The sequence below is a fragment of the Clostridia bacterium genome (genome assembly GCA_017438525.1).
GTDB lineage: Bacteria > Bacillota > Clostridia > Oscillospirales > RGIG8002 > RGIG8002.
This window is the reverse complement of record JAFRVI010000074.1, coordinates 1-18,150: the sequence shown is the minus strand read 5'-3', so window position 1 is coordinate 18,150 and position 18,150 is coordinate 1. Positions and strand designations below refer to the sequence as shown.

General features: G+C 59.7%; 17 protein-coding genes and 1 other annotated feature. Of the genes, 12 read left to right on the top strand and 5 right to left on the bottom strand.

Features of this window, described 5'->3' with window-relative positions; all coding sequences use genetic code 11:
* Positions 1-5: 5 nt before the first annotated feature.
* The 5 genes from carA (at position 6) to IJL83_06620 (ending at position 7,664) form a co-directional block, all read left to right on the top strand.
* Complete coding sequence (carA, locus tag IJL83_06640) at positions 6-1,061, top strand: glutamine-hydrolyzing carbamoyl-phosphate synthase small subunit (protein ID MBQ6553272.1); 1,056 nt, start codon at positions 6-8, stop codon at positions 1,059-1,061.
* Positions 1,061-5,092, top strand: a complete 4,032-nt coding sequence (gene carB, locus IJL83_06635; GenBank protein ID MBQ6553271.1) for a carbamoyl-phosphate synthase large subunit — start codon at positions 1,061-1,063, stop codon at positions 5,090-5,092. The genes carA and carB overlap by 1 nt, the downstream gene beginning before the upstream one ends.
* A gap of 268 nt (positions 5,093-5,360) precedes the next feature.
* Positions 5,361-6,026 carry a hypothetical protein gene (locus IJL83_06630; GenBank protein MBQ6553270.1) on the top strand — a complete coding sequence of 222 codons (666 nt, stop codon included), beginning with the start codon at positions 5,361-5,363 and terminating at the stop codon, positions 6,024-6,026.
* Positions 6,027-6,061: 35 nt separating this feature from the next.
* Positions 6,062-6,547: a hypothetical protein gene (locus IJL83_06625; protein MBQ6553269.1), complete on the top strand. Its 486-nt coding sequence runs from the start codon at positions 6,062-6,064 to the stop codon at positions 6,545-6,547.
* A gap of 67 nt (positions 6,548-6,614) precedes the next feature.
* A complete protein-coding gene (locus IJL83_06620) occupies positions 6,615-7,664 on the top strand; it encodes a hypothetical protein (protein ID MBQ6553268.1) in 1,050 nt (349 codons plus the stop codon).
* A gap of 193 nt (positions 7,665-7,857) precedes the next feature.
* Here IJL83_06620 and IJL83_06615 read toward each other — a convergent pair whose 3' ends face one another.
* The gene (locus IJL83_06615; protein MBQ6553267.1) at positions 7,858-8,832 is read right to left on the bottom strand and encodes a calcium/sodium antiporter; all 975 of its coding nucleotides are present in this window, start codon (positions 8,830-8,832) and stop codon (positions 7,858-7,860) included.
* 283 nt (positions 8,833-9,115) lie between these two features.
* Between IJL83_06615 and rpsF the strand changes: the two genes are divergently transcribed.
* The 6 genes from rpsF (at position 9,116) to spoVAE (ending at position 12,257) form a co-directional block, all read left to right on the top strand.
* Positions 9,116-9,421, top strand: coding sequence for a 30S ribosomal protein S6 (gene rpsF / locus IJL83_06610; protein ID MBQ6553266.1), 306 nt, complete (start codon positions 9,116-9,118; stop codon positions 9,419-9,421).
* A 14-nt stretch (positions 9,422-9,435) separates the two neighbouring features.
* Entirely contained in the window at positions 9,436-9,879 is a 444-nt protein-coding gene (locus IJL83_06605) for a single-stranded DNA-binding protein (GenBank protein ID MBQ6553265.1), read from the top strand.
* Positions 9,880-9,915: 36 nt separating this feature from the next.
* Entirely contained in the window at positions 9,916-10,161 is a 246-nt protein-coding gene (locus IJL83_06600) for a 30S ribosomal protein S18 (GenBank protein MBQ6553264.1), read from the top strand.
* An 85-nt stretch (positions 10,162-10,246) separates the two neighbouring features.
* Complete coding sequence (locus IJL83_06595) at positions 10,247-10,702, top strand: SpoVA/SpoVAEb family sporulation membrane protein (protein ID MBQ6553263.1); 456 nt, start codon at positions 10,247-10,249, stop codon at positions 10,700-10,702.
* Between the two features lie 7 nt (positions 10,703-10,709).
* A complete protein-coding gene (locus IJL83_06590; GenBank protein MBQ6553262.1) occupies positions 10,710-11,705 on the top strand; it encodes a stage V sporulation protein AD in 996 nt (331 codons plus the stop codon).
* Positions 11,706-11,900: 195 nt separating this feature from the next.
* Entirely contained in the window at positions 11,901-12,257 is a 357-nt protein-coding gene (gene spoVAE / locus IJL83_06585; protein MBQ6553261.1) for a stage V sporulation protein AE, read from the top strand.
* Between the two features lie 58 nt (positions 12,258-12,315).
* Here the strand turns inward: spoVAE and IJL83_06580 are convergent, their stop codons facing one another.
* Genes IJL83_06580 through IJL83_06565 form a run of 4 tightly spaced genes read right to left on the bottom strand, consistent with a single transcriptional unit; the run spans position 12,316 to position 15,073 of the window.
* The gene (locus tag IJL83_06580; protein ID MBQ6553260.1) at positions 12,316-12,723 is read right to left on the bottom strand and encodes a hypothetical protein; all 408 of its coding nucleotides are present in this window, start codon (positions 12,721-12,723) and stop codon (positions 12,316-12,318) included.
* A 12-nt stretch (positions 12,724-12,735) separates the two neighbouring features.
* The gene (locus IJL83_06575; GenBank protein ID MBQ6553259.1) at positions 12,736-13,419 is read right to left on the bottom strand and encodes a hemolysin III family protein; all 684 of its coding nucleotides are present in this window, start codon (positions 13,417-13,419) and stop codon (positions 12,736-12,738) included.
* Positions 13,420-13,443: 24 nt separating this feature from the next.
* On the bottom strand, positions 13,444-14,418 hold the full coding sequence (locus IJL83_06570; GenBank protein MBQ6553258.1) for a hypothetical protein: 975 nt from the start codon (positions 14,416-14,418) through the stop codon (positions 13,444-13,446).
* 22 nt (positions 14,419-14,440) lie between these two features.
* Positions 14,441-15,073, bottom strand: coding sequence for a hypothetical protein (locus tag IJL83_06565; protein MBQ6553257.1), 633 nt, complete (start codon positions 15,071-15,073; stop codon positions 14,441-14,443).
* 148 nt (positions 15,074-15,221) lie between these two features.
* Positions 15,222-15,457: a binding site (T-box leader), on the top strand.
* 74 nt (positions 15,458-15,531) lie between these two features.
* On the opposite strand from IJL83_06565, the gene IJL83_06560 reads away from it, so the two are divergent.
* Positions 15,532-18,063, top strand: coding sequence for an AMP-binding protein (locus IJL83_06560; protein MBQ6553256.1), 2,532 nt, complete (start codon positions 15,532-15,534; stop codon positions 18,061-18,063).
* Positions 18,064-18,150 lie beyond the last annotated feature (87 nt).

Here is an 18,150-nt window from a genome sequence, read left to right as displayed (position 1 = left end):
TTACTATGAAGAAATTTCTCGTGCTTGCCGACGGCTCGGTCTTCGAGGGCGTCGGCTTCGGCGCCGACAGGGACGCGGTCGGCGAGCTCGTTTTCACCACCGGCGTCTGCGGTTATATAGAAACGCTGACCGACCCGAGCTACTACGGGCAGATCGTCATGCAGACATTTCCGCAGATCGGCAACTACGGCGTCATAAGGGAGGACTTCGAAGGGAAGCCCGCCCTTTTCGGCTACGTTACGCGCGAATACTGCGACGCGCCCTCAAACTTCCGCTGCGGCGGCACGCTCGACGCCTTCCTGCGCGAAAGCGGCATCCCCGCGATCTGCGGAGTCGACACGCGCGAGATCACCCGCCGCATACGCGAAAGCGGCACGATGAACGCCGCGATGTGCTCCGAAGTCCCCGCCGACCTCTCCGCGATAAAGGCGTATTCAGTCAAAGACGCCGTCGCCGCGGTCAGCCGCCGCGACTCCGCCGTCTTCCCCGCGCTGAACGGCGAACGCTTCAAGGTCGCGCTCATCGACTACGGCGCGAAGGGGCACATCGTGCAGTGCCTGCGCGAACGCGGATGCTCCGTGACCGAGCTGCCCTTCGACGTTACGGCGGAGTATATACTTTCAAACGGCTTCGACGGCGTGATGCTCTCAAACGGCCCGGGCGATCCGGCGGAGAACGCCGCCGCCGTCGCGGAGCTGAAAAAGCTGCTCGGAAAGCTGCCGATCTTCGGCATCTGCCTCGGGCATCAGCTTCTCGCGCTCGCCGCCGGCGGACGCACCGTCAAGCTCCCCTACGGACACCGCGGCGCGAACCAGCCCGTCCGCGACCTTGAAAGCGGGCGCGTCTACATCACGAGCCAGAACCACGGCTACGCCGCCGACGGAAGCATCCCCGGCGCGACGGAGCTTTTCAAAAACGCCAACGACGGCACGAACGAGGGCCTCGCCTACCCCGGCCTGCAGGCGCTCTCCGTGCAGTTCCACCCCGAAGCGAGCGCAGGTCCGCACGACGCGGGCTTCATGTTCGACCGCTTTATTCAGCTGATGGAGGATAATAAGTAATGCCGCGCGATCCCGAAATCAAAAAAGTCGTCGTCATCGGCTCCGGCCCCATCGTTATCGGGCAGGCCGCCGAGTTCGACTACGCCGGCGCCCAGGCCTGCCGCGTGCTTCGCGCGGAGGGAGTGGACACCGTGCTGGTCAACTCCAACCCCGCCACGATAATGACCGACGCCGCGCTCGCCGACGAAATATACCTCGAGCCCCTCAACGAAGAAACGCTCAAGCGCGTCATCGAAAAGGAGAAGCCCGACAGTCTGCTCGCCTCCCTCGGCGGACAGACCGGCCTTACGCTCGCGATGAAGCTCTCCCGCGACGGCTGGCTCGCCGCGCACGGCGTGCGCCTGCTCGGCACCGACGCGGAAGCCATTTCGCGCGCCGAGGACCGCGAGCTTTTCAAGCAGACGATGGAGGAGCTCGGCCAGCCGACGATACCCTCCGACATCGCCAACGACGTCGAAACCGCGCTTGATATCGCTGACAGGATTAAATACCCCGTCATCGTGCGCCCCGCCTTCACCCTCGGCGGAAGCGGCGGCGGCATCGCATATAACGCAGACGAGCTGCGCTCCGTCGCGGCGATAGGGCTCGACACCTCCCCGATACGCCAGATACTCGTGGAGCGTTACATCTACGGCTGGAAGGAGATCGAGTTCGAGACCGTCCGCGACAGCGCCGGCAACGCCATCGCCGTCTGCAGCATGGAAAACTTCGACCCCGTCGGCGTCCACACCGGCGACAGCATCGTCGCCGCGCCCGCGCTGACGCTCTCCGACAAGGAATACCAGATGCTCCGCACGGCGTCGCTCGACATAATCTCCGCGCTCGGCATCGTCGGCGGCTGCAACTGCCAGTTCGCGCTCGATCCCGACAGCTTCGAATACGCCGTCATCGAGGTAAACCCGCGCGTTTCGCGCTCCTCCGCCCTCGCGTCGAAGGCGACGGGCTACCCGATCGCGAAGATCACCACGAAGCTCGCGCTCGGCTACACGCTCGACGAGATACCCAACGAAATAACCGGAAAGACCTGCGCCTGCTTCGAGCCGACGGTCGACTACGTCGTCGTCAAGTTCCCGAAGTGGCCCTTCGACAAGTTCCCCGGCAGCGACCGCACGCTCGGCACGCAGATGAAGGCGACCGGCGAGGTCATGGCCATCGCCCACTCCTTCGAGGCCGCCGTAATGAAGGCGGTGCGCGGCGCGGAGATCTCTCTCGACACGCTCGACCGCTCCGGCGGCGGCGAGCCGGTAGAGGAACGGCTGAAGCGCATGGACGACCACCGCCTTTTCACCGTATTCGAGGCGCTCCGCAAGGGAGTCGGCGCCGACGAGATAAACGCCGCGACGCGCATCGACAAATACTTCATCGGCTGCCTGAAGAAGCTCGCCGACTTCGAGAACGAAATCGAGGGGCGCGCGCTGACGGAGGAGGAATACCTCCGCGCAAAGCGCCTCGGCTACACCGACAAGGCGCTGGCGCGGCTCTCCGCGCACCCTCTTCCGCCGCACCGCGACGCCGTCTATAAGATGGTCGACACCTGCGCCGCGGAGTTCGACGCGGAAACGCCGTATTTCTACTCGACCTACGACGACGCCTGCGATTCGCGCCGCTTCGTCCGCTCCGGCAAGCCGGTCATAATCGTGCTCGGCTCCGGTCCGATACGCATCGGTCAGGGCATCGAGTTCGACTATTCCTCCGTCCACTGCGTCAAAACGCTCAAGGAGATCGGCTACGACGTCGTCATAATCAACAACAACCCCGAGACCGTCTCCACCGACTACGACACCGCCGACCGCCTCTACTTCGAGCCGCTCTGCGAGGAGGACGTGATGAACGTCATCCGCGCCGAGAACCCCGTCGGAGTCGTCGTCGCCTTCGGCGGCCAGACCGCGATACGCCTCGCGAAGTTCCTTGACGAAAACGGAGTGAAGATACTCGGCACCTCCGCCGACGGCATTGACACCGCCGAGGACCGCGAACGCTTCGACGCGCTGCTCGAGCGCTTCTCGATAAGGCGCCCGAAGGGCGAATCCGTCACCACCGAGGAAGGCGCGCTCGCCGCTGCGAAGGAGCTCGGCTATCCCGTGCTGCTCCGCCCGAGCTACGTCATCGGCGGCCAGAATATGACCATCGCGCACGACGAGCGCGACGTATCGGTCTATATGCGCCGCATACTCGCCGGAGGCATCTCCGCGCCCGTGCTCTGCGACAAATACATGATGGGGCCCGAGCTCGAGGTGGACGTCATCTCCGACGGCACGGACGTGCTCATCCCCGGCATAATGCAGCACATCGAGCGCGCCGGAGTACATTCCGGCGACTCCATCGCCGTCTACCCGACCTACAACATCGGCGACATAATGCTGAAAAAGCTCGTCGACTACTCGACGAAGCTCGCCCTCGCGCTCGGCACGAAGGGCCTTGTCAACATACAGTATCTCATATACGAAAACGAGCTCTACGTTATCGAAGTCAACCCCCGCGCGTCGCGCACCGTGCCGTATATCAGCAAGGTCTCCGGCGTGCCGATGGTGGATATCGCCTCCCGCGTCATGTGCGGAGCGACGCTGCGCGAGCTCGGCTGCGGAACGGGGCTCTGCCCGACTCCGCCCTACTACGCCGTCAAGGTGCCTGTATTCTCCTTCGAGAAGCTGACCGACGTCAACGCATACCTCGGGCCCGAGATGAAGTCCACCGGCGAAGCGCTCGGCATCGGCAGGACTCTGCCGGAAGCGCTCTTCAAGGGGCTGACCGCCGCGGGCATCAAGGTCGTTTCGCCGCACGATACGAACGCCGACGTCGGCGTCTTCCTCAGCGTCGACGCGCACGACCTCTACGAAGTCGTCGGGCTCGCAAAGAAGTTTGACGATCTCGGCATGAAGCTCTATGCGACCGCCGACACCGCCGACTCCATCGCCTCGCTCGGCATCGACGTCGAGCGCGTGCCCGGAGTGCGTGAAAGCGGCGAGGTCTTCAACCTCATCGAGAGCGGCGCGGTCAGCTACGTCGTCTACACCGGCGCCGTCTACGACGACACCATCGAGGACTATATCGCGCTGCACCGCCGCGCGCTCGCGCATTCGGTGGCGTGCTTCACGTCGCTCGACACCGCGAACGCCGTAGCGGACATAATCGCGAGCCGCTACAACGCCTTCAACACCGAGCTGGTGGACATAGCGCATATGCGCAGGGAGCGTCCGCGCCTGCGCTTCACGAAGATGCAGGGCTCCGGCAACGACTACATCTTCTTCGAGAACTTCGACGGCGCGCTGCCCGCGCCGGAATCCCTCTGCGTCACCCTCTGCGACCGCGCCTACGGCGTCGGCGGCGACGGGATCGTTTATATCGAACGCTCCGACGTCGCGGACGCGAAGATGCGCATCTTCAACCGCGACGGAAGCGAGGGACTTATGGCGGGCAACAGCATCCGCTGCGTCGGCAAATATCTGCACGACAAGTGGATTGTCGCCGGCGACGAGATCTCCGTAGAGACCGCGAGCGGAATAAAGAAGCTGCGGCTGTATCTTACCAACGGGCGCGTGACCTCCGTCACCGTCGACATGGGCGAAGCCGACTTCGACGCCGCCTCCCTGCCCTCCTCCCTCGGCGGCGAGATAATCGACAGACCTGTGAACGTCGCGGGCGAGGAGCGCCGCATAACCTGCCTCTCGGTAGGCAACCCGCACTGCGTCATCTTCTGCGACCGCGTGGACGCCGTTGACGTCCCGCGCGTCGGTCAGATATTCGAGCACGCGGATATGTTCCCCGACAGGATAAACGTCGAGTTCGTCCGCGTCGTCAACCCCACGACGCTGAAAATGCGCGTCTGGGAGCGCGGCAACGGCGAAACGCTCGCCTGCGGTACCGGCGCCTGCGCCGGAGCCGCCGCCGCGATACGCCTCGGGCTCTGCCGTCCGGACGGCGACGTGACCGTCAAGCTCCCCGGCGGCGATCTGAACGTCCGCGTCGAGAACGGCCGCGTACTGCTGACCGGCGACGCCGCCTTCGTGTATGAGGGCGAGGTCGAAATATAATCAAACGCGTATATAAAAAGAGCGTGCCGCCGCACGCTCTTTTTTGTATGCTTACAAAAAACCGTAAAAGTTACAAAATAGTTACAAAACAGCCGTAAAAGTAACAAAAAAGTTACAAAAACGCCCTAAAAGTTACAAAACGGTTACAAAACTGTAACTTATTTGTAACCGTTTTTTACGTTATTTTATGATACAATGTAATTGCAGCGAGATACCGCGCCCGCGAGCGCGAAAAACATATGATCATCTTTTAAAGGAGGAATCTAAAATGAAAAAAACGTTTGCATTCATACTTGCATTGGCGATGGCGCTGACGCTTTTCGCCTGCGGCAAGGCGGCGGAGCCGGTCGGCAGCTCGGAGCCCGTCACGGATACGCAGGATGACGCCGAACCCGCGTTCACCTTCGAGGACATCCGCGTCTACGACAAGTACCTGCCGACCTCGCTCGGCATAGAGATGAAAAACGTCAATCTCATGGCCGTCCGCGACGACCGGCATCTGACGGACGTAGCGGTCGAATTAGCCATCCAATACGGCAAGACCAAAGCGGAAGCGAAAGCAATGACGGAAAGTGAATTCAAAGAATTCGAAGGAAAACAAAAGCTCGACAGCGCCTCGATCAACAATATGAGAACTCTCTTCCCGGAAGTACCCTACTCCGTGCTCCTTAACTGGACATTTGACGATTATGAGGCGTACAGCTACGCGAAAACGCATGAAAGCTTGAGGCCGAGCGAAGAGATCCGCGCCGAGCTCGAGCGCCGCGGGATAACCGAAGACGATTTCATACGCCTTCGCAAGTTCTACGAATACGAATCCGACGAGGAGATAATCGCGAGAAGCGACGATGAGCTGAGGGCGACCATCATCAAGGATTACGAGCAAAAGCTCGAATACGCCCGCGCGGTATCGAACGACGATTACGGAGATTGATCGCCGATCATGCAGAAAGGAGCGACAGTATGAATATGAAGAAACTTTTTGCGTTCACACTTGCATTGGCGATGGCGCTGACGCTCTTCGCCTGCGGCAAGGCGGCGGAGCCGACCGCGTCTTCGAGCGAGCTCGGCGGACCGAAGCTTTATATCCTCGCGGACCGTGGAGCAGGTCAGATGTATTACAAGGTGCTCGAGCTCCATCCGGACGCCGATTTCGACGGTGCGGACGAAAAAACCGACGAGAAGTATTACGATTACCTTATCCGCTGTCAGCTGAAGGAGGATAACTTCCGCGACTGGACGAATTCGCAGGCGGAAGAATTCCTCTCCGGCAAGGCCTATCGCTTCGAGCGTGAGTACACCGCCGCGCAGCTGCAGAAGTTCAACGAGCTCGGGCTGACCGTGAATAAACTGCATACGCTGTTGAATACGAGCCACCTCGTTGAAGATATAATGACGCTGACTGCCGCGCAGGTGCAGGAGATGTTCGAGAAAGGACAATGGGACGGCGAATAACTCCTGAAGCGGTCGAACGGCCGTCATTTACGAATAATATACTATACGTTTTGAAGGAGGAGTCACCGTGAAAAAACTGCTTGCGTTCACACTTGCATTGGCGATGGCGCTGACGCTTTTCGCCTGCGCGAAGGCGCCGGATCCGACCGCGTCTTCGAGCGGGCTCGGCGGGCCGAAGCTTTATATCCTCGCGGACCGCGGGGCAGGACAGATGTATTACAAGGTGCTCGAGCTGCACCCCGATTCGGAGTTCGACGGCTCCGGCGATCCGATGTATGAAAAGTATATCGAATATCTCATCCGCTGCCAGGTCTACGAGGACGAGTATCGCGACTGGACGAACGGCCAAGCCGAGGAGTGCCTGCGCGGCAATGCCCACCTCCTTGAGCGGGAATACACCGCGGCGAATCTCGCGAAGTTCAACGAGCTCGGGCTGACGACGGGCAGACTGCATACGCTGCTGGATATGAAATTCAACTTCACCATCGAGGATATAATGGAGATGGACACCGTGCCCCACTATCTCGGAGAGGGACCGAGCGACATGGTCATATACAACAAGCTCTACGCCGTGGTGCCGAGCGCCAAATCGCAGAAGCTCGCCGTCGATGAGGTCAACCTGTTCGGGCTGACGGATAAAACGACTCAGGAAGACCTTGTAAAAATACTCGGCGAACCGAAAGAAACGATCAAGGAAGGCGACGAAGAAGGGTATGAGAAAAGCATACTCGTCTATGACGGCATGAGGTTTACGTTTATCGAAAAACTATACGGCGAACCGTTCACCTCTACCGAACTATACCTCGCGGAGTTCACGAGAGACGACCTGACTTATCCGAGAGGGATAAAACTCGGCGATTCGCTCTACGACGTCGTAGCGAACTTCCCGCAGGAGCGCGATTACCGCTCGGAAGTGATGTACGGTGATCCTATGGATAAATACGCCGGCCCCTTCGCAAAGCTTCTTAATTACAACGTGCTCACACAGGAGGAGGGAAACTACGAGCTACTGATCAGCTGCGGCTGGTGGCCGACGGTATGTATTAACTTCGACGATGAGCTGAAGACCGAGTCGGTTTATATCTATTACCATTCCAACGGGATCGGCTATCCGTAATACCGCGCATATAAAAACGCCCCGAGGTCATCCTCGGGGCGTTTCGCTTTTTCTATTTATTCATTTACTCACGCATCAACAACACAAAAGCGAGGGATTTTCGGATGATTTGCGGTGCGGAAGGACGACGGCTAGGCTATTGCCTGCCGAGGACGACAAGCCGCAAAGGGCCGAAAAGACCCGCTTTGGTCAATTATAATGCAAACTGGAACACGCAATATCCCGCGTAAATACACAGCAGCAGTATCCCCTGCCAGCGGCTTACCTTGCCGCGGATAAGCGCCGGAAGCGCCATTATCAGCATCACCGCGCCCATGACCGGAATATCCACGACGAGCGAGGCGTTCATGCCGCCGATCAGCTTTTCCGCGGGCACACCGAACGGTCTGACCGTCATCGCCGCGCCGCTGACGAGCACGAGGTTGAAGAGGTTCGCGCCTATTATGTTGCCGAGCGAAAGGGCGCTGTGCCCCTTGACGAGCGAGGTTATCGCCGTGACGAGCTCCGGCAGCGACGTGCCGAGCGCGACGAAGGTCAGCGCGATGACCGTTTCAGGCACTCCGAGCTCGGTGGCGATCTTCGTGCCGTTATCGACGAGCAGACGCGCGCCGACCGCGATCAGCGCCGCGCCGACGACGAGCAGCAGGATATCCTTCCACGCCTTGCCCTCCGGAGCCGGCTCCGGCTCATCCTTCTGCGCCTCGAGCTTCCTGCCCGCCTTGCGCGAGGTGATTATCAGCGCGAACATATACGCGACGAAGACGAGCAGCAGGCCTATGCCCATCAGACGCGAGAAATACCCGGTCGTGTACGCGACCGCCGCGTAAGCCGCCGCGGCCGCGAAGAAGAACGCGAGCGGCAGGCGGAGCGTCTTCTTATCGACGTCCGACGGACGCACCGCCATAGTCACCGCGGAGATAAGCGCGGTGTTGCAGATTATCGAGCCGATGGCGTTTCCGTAGGCGGTGGCGCTGTGTCCCTCGAACGCCGCGGTGACGGAGACCATCACCTCCGGCAGCGTGGTGCCTATCGAAACGACCGTCGCGCCGATGACGAGCTCCGACATTTTCAGCCGCCGCGCGACGCCGACGGCGCCGTCGACGAACCAGTCGCCTCCGAATATCAGCATCACGAGCCCCAGAATAAACAGTAAAACGGCAACAAGCATACAGTTTCCCTTTCTCAAGCCGCACGGCAAGGTGAGACTCTGCGGCGGGCGCTTACGCGCCGCCCCCGATGCCTGTTGCCACCGATTTTAATTCCGTGGGTTATTTCGGTAGTATTATAACCGCTCGCCGCCGTTTTGTCAAGACGGCGTGTAAATCCGTTATATTATTTGAAAAAAATCGTTGACAAATCGGTTTCTTTGCGATATAATACTCTGGCTGTGGAAAACACCACGGTATCCTTGCTTCCGAAAGGAAGCCATAAGTCCAAAAGGAGGTGCAATTATGTCAAAGATCAAGAACAACTACGAAGCTATGTTCGTCATCGACTGCGATCTCGACAGCAAGGAAGAAAACGCTACCGCCAATCTGGTGGCGAAATTCAAATCCTTCATCGAGGAGAACGCCGAGAACGTCGAGCTCGAGGAGTGGGGCATGCGCAAGCTCGCTTATCCGATCAACTACAAGGACAGCGGCTATTACTGCGTCTGCAGATTCACCAGCGAGACCGAGTTCCCCGCCGAGCTGGAGCGTAACTTCAACATCAACGAGAACATCATCCGCTATCTCGTCATCAAGCTTGAGAAATAAGGGAGGAAACGATAATGATTAACAAGGTCATTCTCATGGGCCGCCTCGTGGCCGATCCCGAGCTCAAGCGCACGCAGAGCGACGTGCCCGTCGTCTCCACGCGCATCGCCGTTGACCGCGATTTCAAATCCGCGAGCGGCGAGCGTCAGGCCGATTTCATCGATATCGTATGCTGGCGCGAAAGAGCGGAGTTCGTCTCCCGCTATTTCCGCAAGGGCAACATGATCGCCGTCGTCGGCTCGCTGCAGAGCCGCCAGTTCGAGACCAAGGACGGTCAGAAGCGTACCGCCTATGAGGTCGTCTGCGATCAGGTATCCTTCACCGGCGAAAGAGCCAACAACGCTCCCGCCGCCGGCGGAAGCTACGCGCCCCGTCAGGATTCGCCCGCTCCGGAGTTCAGCGCTCCCGGCGGCGACGACTTCGAGGAAGTCGACGACGACAGCCAGCTGCCCTTCTGAGGCAGCCCCACATTCTACAACCAAGGAGTGTTATAAATGGAAAAAGAGAACACCGCGCCGCGCTTCTCCAAGAAGCCCCGCAAAAAGGTCTGCGCCTTCTGCGTCGACCGCGTCGATTACATCGACTATAAGGACGTCGGCAAGCTCCGCAAGTACATTTCCGAGAGAGCGAAGATCCTGCCCCGCAGGACCACCGGCACCTGCGCTTATCATCAGACTCAGCTGACCACCGCGATCAAGAGAGCCCGCCACTGCGCGCTGCTCCCCTACGTCAACAACTGAGCGAAAGCAAAACGCAAACACCTCCGATTTCGGTCGGGGGTGTTTTTTGTATATTCAAACGCTCGGCGGCGAAAACTACCTTTGAATGAAACGGGGTGGTTTTACGGATAAACAGCGTTACGGGGAGCTCGTCAAGCGCGGGTCGCCGCCGTCGCCGAAGGTGAAGAACACGCTCTGCGCTTTCGCCGTCGGAGGCGCGCTCTGCGCCGCCGCGGAGGGAGTAAAGACGCTGCTCTCCTCCTTCATCGCGGACGAAAGCGCGGTGAGCAAGTGGGTGACGATAATCATGATCTTCGCCGGCTGCGCGCTGACGGCGGCCGGACTTTACGACGATATGGCGAAGTTCGCCGGCGCGGGCACGCTCGTGCCGATAACCGGCTTCGCCAACGCCGTCACCTCCCCCGCGATGGAGTACCGCCGCGAAGGGATAGTCACCGGCACGGCGGTGGGGATGTTTTCGATCGCCGGTCCGGTCATCGTCTTCGGCGTCGGCGCGAGCGTCGTCTACGGCGTGATAATTTACGCCTTCGGGCTTTATTGAGGCGGATATGGGAAGAAACGAACTTATGAGATTTCGCTCCGCGCCCTCGGTAGCGGGCTTCTCCGTCGTAGGCAAAAAGGAGGGCGAAGGCCCGCTCGGCTCCCTGTTTGACGTCGTCTGCGACGACCCGCTCGCGGGCGAGGACACCTGGGAGGAGGGGGAAAGCCGCATCCAGCAGCTCGCGCTTGACGGCGTCTTCGCGAAGGCGGGGCTCGACGCGGAACAGGTCGACTGCGTTTTCGGCGGCGACCTGCTGAACCAGTGCACCGCGACTTCCTACGCCGTGCGCGGCACGTCGCTGCCCTTCTTCGGGCTTTACGGTGCCTGCTCCACCTGCGCGGAGGGGCATATGCTCGCCGCCGCGGCTGTGGACGCCGGATACGCGGCGCACGCCGCTTCCGTCGCCTCGTCGCATTTCTGCTCGGCGGAGCGGCAGTTCCGCTTCCCGCTCGAATACGGCGGGCAGCGCACGCCCACGGCGCAGTGGACGGCGACGGCGGCGGGAGCGTTTCTGTTTTCGCCGCACTCGGAGCCGCCGTACGCGGTTTCCGCGCTGCCCGGCAGGATAATCGACATGGGCGTGACGGATATGGCGAACATGGGCGCGGCGATGGCGCCCGCGGCGGCGGACACGCTGTGCCGCTTCTTCCGCGCGAGCGGGATCGCGCCCTCCGAATGCGACGCGATAGTCACCGGCGACCTCGGCGCCGTCGGCTCGGAGCTTCTCGCGGAGCTGATGAAGGAAGAGGGCTTCGGCCTCGCGGGCAGGCATTACGACTGCGGCGCGATGCTCTACGACCGCGAAAAGCAGGACGTCCACGCGGGTGGCAGCGGCGCTGGGTGTTCCGCGGCGGTCGCGGCGGCGTATTTCCTGCCGCTGCTGGCGCGGGGAAAGCTCAAGCGCGTCGTCTTCGCCGCCACCGGCGCGCTGATGAGTCCGCTGCGCGTCAATCAGGGCGAAACGATCCCCGCGATCGCGCATCTGGTTTGCTTTGAGAGTTAGCGGAGCGCCGACGCCTGTCATTCCGAGGAGCAAAGCGACGAGGAATCCCCCTCCATACCACTACTGCGAAAGGAAGGGGGTCCCTCGCCCTTCGGGCTCGGGATGACAGATCGCGGCGCAGGCGCGATAATTCGCGGGCGATTGATAATCGCCCTTACGGCGCTTTTTTCGAAACGGCACGCTTTGGAGGTGGATATGGTCTTTTTATACGCGTTTCTCATCGGCGGGGCGATATGTGCCGTCGGGCAGCTGCTGATAGACTTCACGAAGCTGACTCCGGCACGGATACTCGTCAGCTTCGTAGTTGCGGGGCTGGCGCTGACCGCGGTCGGCGTCTACGCGCCGCTCGTCGACTTCTCCGGCTGCGGCGCGACGCTGCCGATAACCGGCTTCGGCTATGCGCTCGCGAAGGGCACGCAGGAAGCGGTGCGGCAGTACAGCCTGCTCGGCGCGCTGACCGGCGGCTTCACCTCCGTCGCCGGAGGGCTCGGCGCGGTCGTTTTATTCGCGCTGCTCGCCGCGCTGCTCTTTAAGCCGCGCGAGAAGAAATAAAGACAGCAAAAGAGCGTTCCGATCGGAACGCTCTTTTCATCATATATTTACAACTCCGTTAATCCCTGTCAAATCCTTCTGTCCAACCCATCTTATTTATTATCCATTCGGTAATGCCGAAATCGTCTCTGTCCAAATAATCATATTTTTCGGCGCTCGTTTCCAAAACTCTTTGGGCCTCTTCTATAGTATCATAAAAACCCAAATAACCTTCTATATCTTCTGAAGGAAACTTCCCGATATGTGAGTAATAAGGAGAATAAAGTGTGTCACAGTTATCCGGATAATCTAGCAGCCTGATATAAAAACCGTTATCGTATTCAGAAAACCCGCTTTGCTTTTTATAATGCTCTATCGCGCGCTCTGTTCTTTCCATCGAATTGAAAACGCCGAGCGCAAAACCGTTTTCAACGGGTGCATTACGCTCATCGGAATCAACGTATTCAAACGCTAAATAATAAAGCATGCCCTCACCTCATCAATACAGATAAAATATGATCCCGATATACTGCAGCACGCTCGCGGCGACGACGAACAGATGGAACACCGAGTGGATATATCTGTGCGGCTTCTTGCCGAGCGCGGCGACGCCGTAGAATATCGTGCCTACCGTATACATAACTCCGCCGGCGAGTATCCACAGGAACCCCGGAAGAGTCAGCGCGCGTATCGCGACCGGTCCGGTGAAGACGATGCACCAGCCCATCAGGATATACAGCACCATCGACACCGCGCGGTAGCGTTTCAGGTCGATGGAGTTGAATACGATGCCGAGCGCCGCGCACGCCCACACGCCTCCGAATATCCCCCAGCCGAGCCATACCGACTCGCGCATAAGTCCGGTAAGCGAGATCGGCGTGTACGTTCCCGCGATGAGCAGGTATATCGTGCAGTGGTCGATTATCTGAAAGACCTTTTTCGCCGTCAGCGGCTTCAGCCCGTGATACAAGCTCGACATCGTGTAAAGCACGATAAGCGAGACACCGTAGACCGCCGCTCCGGCTACGTCGATCGCGCCGCCGTAAGCCGCCGCCTTCAGCACGCAGGTAACGAGCGCGACAATTCCGAATCCGCCGCCGACTATGTGCGAGACCATATTGAATATTTCTTCGCCGCGGGTGTAATCCGGCAGCTTGCGTTCTTTAAGTTTTATGCGTTTCAATTACGTTACGTCCCCCGGGCAGCGTCAGTTATCGCGCTTGAACCTGCCCTTGTAGTATTTGAAGTTATCCTCGGTACCGACGACCTCGCCCTCGAAGCGCGCGGCAAAGTCGCCCTCCTTGACGAACTTCGCGGTGATGCGGCAGGGACCGGCGTCGTTCACGTAATCCAGCGTCAGCGTCATTGTCGCGAAGTCGAGCGTGCCGGTCGCGGGATAAAGATTCTCCTGATCCTTTTTGCCGATCCTGATATGCGAATGTATCGTGGAAGAAATCTTGCCGTCCGCCGAGATCGAGTCGATGCTGAATTCGATGCGAAGATTCATCGTGGAGGTTTTGCTCCACTTCCATTCGTCGCCGCGCCAGAGACCGCCGATATCCCAGCTCATGCTGAAATCCTTGCCGTATGAGTAACCGTCGACCGCCCATTTGCCGCCCGCGTAAGCGAACTTTATCTGCAGCTCGCCGGAGGCGATGACGTAGCCGGCGTCCGCCTTGATATCGACGCTGACGACGGAGGTCTGATCGCGCTTGCTGAACTCCACCTTTTTGACGGTGCATTCGCCGTAAGGCACGCTCTCGTGGTTGGGCAGGTCTTCGTAGCCGACCTTTGTCTGATCGACGCCGGATACCGCCTTCGCGGTCCATTCGGTATGCTCGGAGATAACCACACCTGCGAAAACGTCCTGCGCGTCATAAACAACGGTGCACGGCAGAGTCACCGCGACGTAATCGTTGCTGACGGTCACGTCGCAGGAATACACGCTGCCGTCCGCAAGCTCCGTCGTTTCTTTGCTGTCGACCTCCGTGACCGCAAAACCGTCAACTCCGATATAGCTGCGATCCACCCACTCGAACACCGCGCTGACGACTCTGCCGTCGGCGTTGAGATCGTCGCGTATCCTGCGTTCGCGTTTGCTCATACAGCCGGAAAGCGCGAGCAGCGACAGGGTAATAGCGCAGAGCAGTATGACCGAAATATGTCTTTTCATAACTTTCATATGATCACCTCTCCGTTAACCGTCAATAGAAATACGGGAACTCGGTGAAAACGAATCTGCCTCCCACCGGCTCCGCGATGAACTCGAACGTCGCGTCCCCGGTCGGCTCGAGCGTGACCGGATCGGCGAAGGTCACGGACGCGGTGTATATCAGCTTCCTGCCCTCGATCCTGCCCTTGTCGATATCCGCTCTGATGACCGCCTTGTCCGCGCCGCGCGGGAAGTGCCGCGTGTAAAGGTAGCCGTCTTCCTCGATGTAGTACCCGCGGGAAAGCAGCTCGTTGACTATCGCGGGGCTGAATATCCCGAGCAGATAATCGCGGAAGTCGTCATATCTGCGGAACTCCTCATCCTCAACGAGATAGGCGTTTTCGGTATGTTTCGCGGGGATGTCATAGATCCAGCCGAGCAAATTCAGCTCGAACCAGGAGTACGCCTCCATCGCTTTACCGAAGAAGCCCTCCGGCACCTCGGGCAATTCGCCTTCGGCGTCGACAGTGTAAGTCGGGTCGACGCAGCAGCTCGAGCTGCTCTCCGGCTCGGACGAAGCGGGCGCGGACGAAGCCGGCTCCGCCGCCTTGCCGCAGCCGCCGAGCGCGGCGAAAACGAGCAGGACCGCCGCAAGCAGTACTGCGAGCGTTCGCGTGTTCTTCATCGGCGTCACCTCCGCTCCGGTTTTTCTCGTGTATATTATATCAAAACCGCGCGCGAAAATCAATAGCGGGAGCAAATTCCCCGTTTTGCGCGCCCAAACGCAAAAAACGCTTGACAAGCGGGAGTTTTTCTGCTATTATCCTTTTATTATAAAGGCAACGACGGAGAAAAAGGAACACGCATAACCGTTACAGAGAGCCGCCGGAAGGTGCGAGGCGGCACGGCGCGTTTTTCCGCGCTCGCTCCCGAGCCGCCGGACGAAAGGCGAAAGCCGAGTAAAGCCGGTCGGGTCCGCCCGTTACAGCGGTACGGCTGTATGGCCTGAGCGGGCGGCGGAAGCCGTCAATAAGAGTGGTACCGCGGAAGCTGCGCTTTCGTCTCTTATGATAAGGGATGAAAGCGTTTTTTGTTAGACCGGTCACGGCAAACCTTCTATCCCTCCGGAAAGGATTGATCATTATGAAACTCTCATTCTCAACGCTCGGATGCCCCGACTTCGACTGGTCGGACATCTGCTCGACGGCGAAGGACTTCGGCTTCGCGGGAATCGAGCTGCGCGGACTCGGCGCGGACATCTTCTCGGTCAACGCCAAGCCCTTCCGCGCCGAAAACGTCGACGTGACTATCGAGCAGCTGAAAAAGCTGCGGCTGGAGATATGCTGCATCTCCTCCGGCTGCGCTCTGAAATATCCCGAACGCCGCGAAGAAGCGATAAACGAGCTGACGCAGTATATCGAGCTCGCCGGACGGCTCGGCTGCCCCTATATCCGCATACTCGGCGACGAAAAGGCGTTCCCCGACGGCGAGGTCGACGACGAGGTCGTGCTCTCCGCGCTGACCGAGCTGATACCGCTGGCGGAGGAAAAGGGCGTAACGCTGCTGGTCGAAACGAACGGCGTTTACGCCGACACCGCGCGCCTGACGCGCCTGCTTGCGCGCATCGAGAGCGACAACGTCGGCGCGCTGTGGGATATCCACCACCCCTACCGCTTCTTCGGCGAAAGCCCCGAAACGACGGTGCAGAACCTCGGCGCCTTCATCAAGCACACCCACATAAAGGACTCCGTCATGGTAGACGGCAAGGTCGAATACCGCCTTATGGGCGAGGGCGACCTGCCGATCGAGGATATAATGCTCGCGCTGCGCTCGGTCAACTACGAGGGCTATATCTCCCTCGAATGGCTCAAGCGCTACGCGCCCTACCTGAGCGACGCGGGCATCGTCTTCCCGCACTTCGCCAACTTCATGTCGCAGTATATGGACGGCGCGGGCGTCACCGGCCGCCTTCAGGACGACAACCGCCACGCCGGCAAGTATATCTGGCCGAAGGAAACGCTGATAGACCTGACCTTCCCGCAGGTGCTCGACCGCATCTGCGAGGAGTTCCCGGAGCAGTACGCCTTCCGCTACACCGAATGCGACTACACGCGCACCTACCCCGAGTTCCGCGAGGACGTCGACACCTTCGCGCGTGCGCTGATCGCGCTCGGAGTCAAGCCCGGCGACCACGTCGCGATATGGGCGACGAACGTTCCTCAGTGGTATATAACCTTCTGGGCGACGGTAAAGATCGGCGCCGTGCTCGTCACGGTCAACACCGCCTACAAGATACACGAGATCGAATACCTGCTGCGCCAGTCGGACACCCACACCCTCGTCATGATTGAATCGATGAAGGACTGCGACTACGCGGGGATCATCCGCGAGCTCTGCCCCGAGCTTGAAAATCACGAGAAGGGCAAGCCGCTGCACGCGCGCCGTCTGCCCTTCCTGCGCAACATAATTACGGTTGATTATTCGATGAAAGGGTGCTATACTTGGGAGGAGGCAAACGCGCTCTCCGAACAGGTCTCCGTTTCCGAAGTCTTCCGCCGCGCCGCCGCCGTCCACAAGGACGACGTCTGCAATATGCAGTACACCTCCGGCACGACCGGCTTCCCGAAGGGCGTTATGCTCACCCACTACAACATAGTCAACAACGGCAAGGCGATCGGCGACTGCATGGATCTCTCCACCGCCGACAGAATGATGATACAGGTGCCGATGTTCCACTGCTTCGGTATGGTGCTGGCGATGACCGCGAGCATCACCCACGGCGTCACGATGTCGCCCATCCCCGCCTTCTCGCCGCGGAAGGGACTCAACTGCATCAACAAGGAGAAGATAACCGCCTTCCACGGCGTGCCGACGATGTTCATAACCATGCTCGCGCACCCGGACTTCCCGACCACCGACTTCTCACATATGCGCACCGGAATCATGGCGGGCAGCCCCTGCCCGATAAAGGTCATGCGCGAGGTCATCGAGAAGATGCATATGCCCGAGATCTGCATCACCTACGGGCAGACGGAGGCGTCCCCTGCCTGCACGATGAGCAAGACGACCGACAGCATCGAAACGCGCGTAAACACCGTCGGCGGCGACATCTACGGCGTTTCCTGCCGCATAGTCGATCCGGAAACGAACAAGGAAGTGCCCGTCGGAGTCGACGGCGAATTCGTTGCGCGCGGCTACAACATAATGAAGGGCTACTACAAGATGCCGCAGGCGACCGCCGCGGCGATAGACGAGGACGGCTGGCTCCACACCGGCGACCTCGCCCGCAAGCTGCCCGACGGCAACTACAAGATCACCGGCCGCATAAAGGATATGATCATCCGCGGCGGCGAGAACATCTACCCGAAGGAGATCGAGGACTTCATCTACACCCATCCGAAGGTGAGCGACGTGCAGGTCATCGGCGTTCCGAGCAAGGACTACGGCGAGGAGATAATGGCCTGCGTCATCCTCAAGGAGGGCGAGACCGCCGACGCCGAGGAGATAAAGGACTACGTCCGCACCCACATGGCGAAGCACAAGACGCCGAGCTACGTCGTCTTCGTAGACAGCTTCCCGATGAACGCCGCCGGCAAGATACTCAAATACAAGATGCGCGAGCAGGCGGTGGAGCTGCTGAAGCTCCAGGAGGCTAACTCCATCGAGACCGCGTAAACCGCTCCGCGACCAAATACTCCCGTAAAGGAGAGCTTATCCGATGGATAAGAGCAAAATCAGAAACTTCTGCATAATCGCCCACAT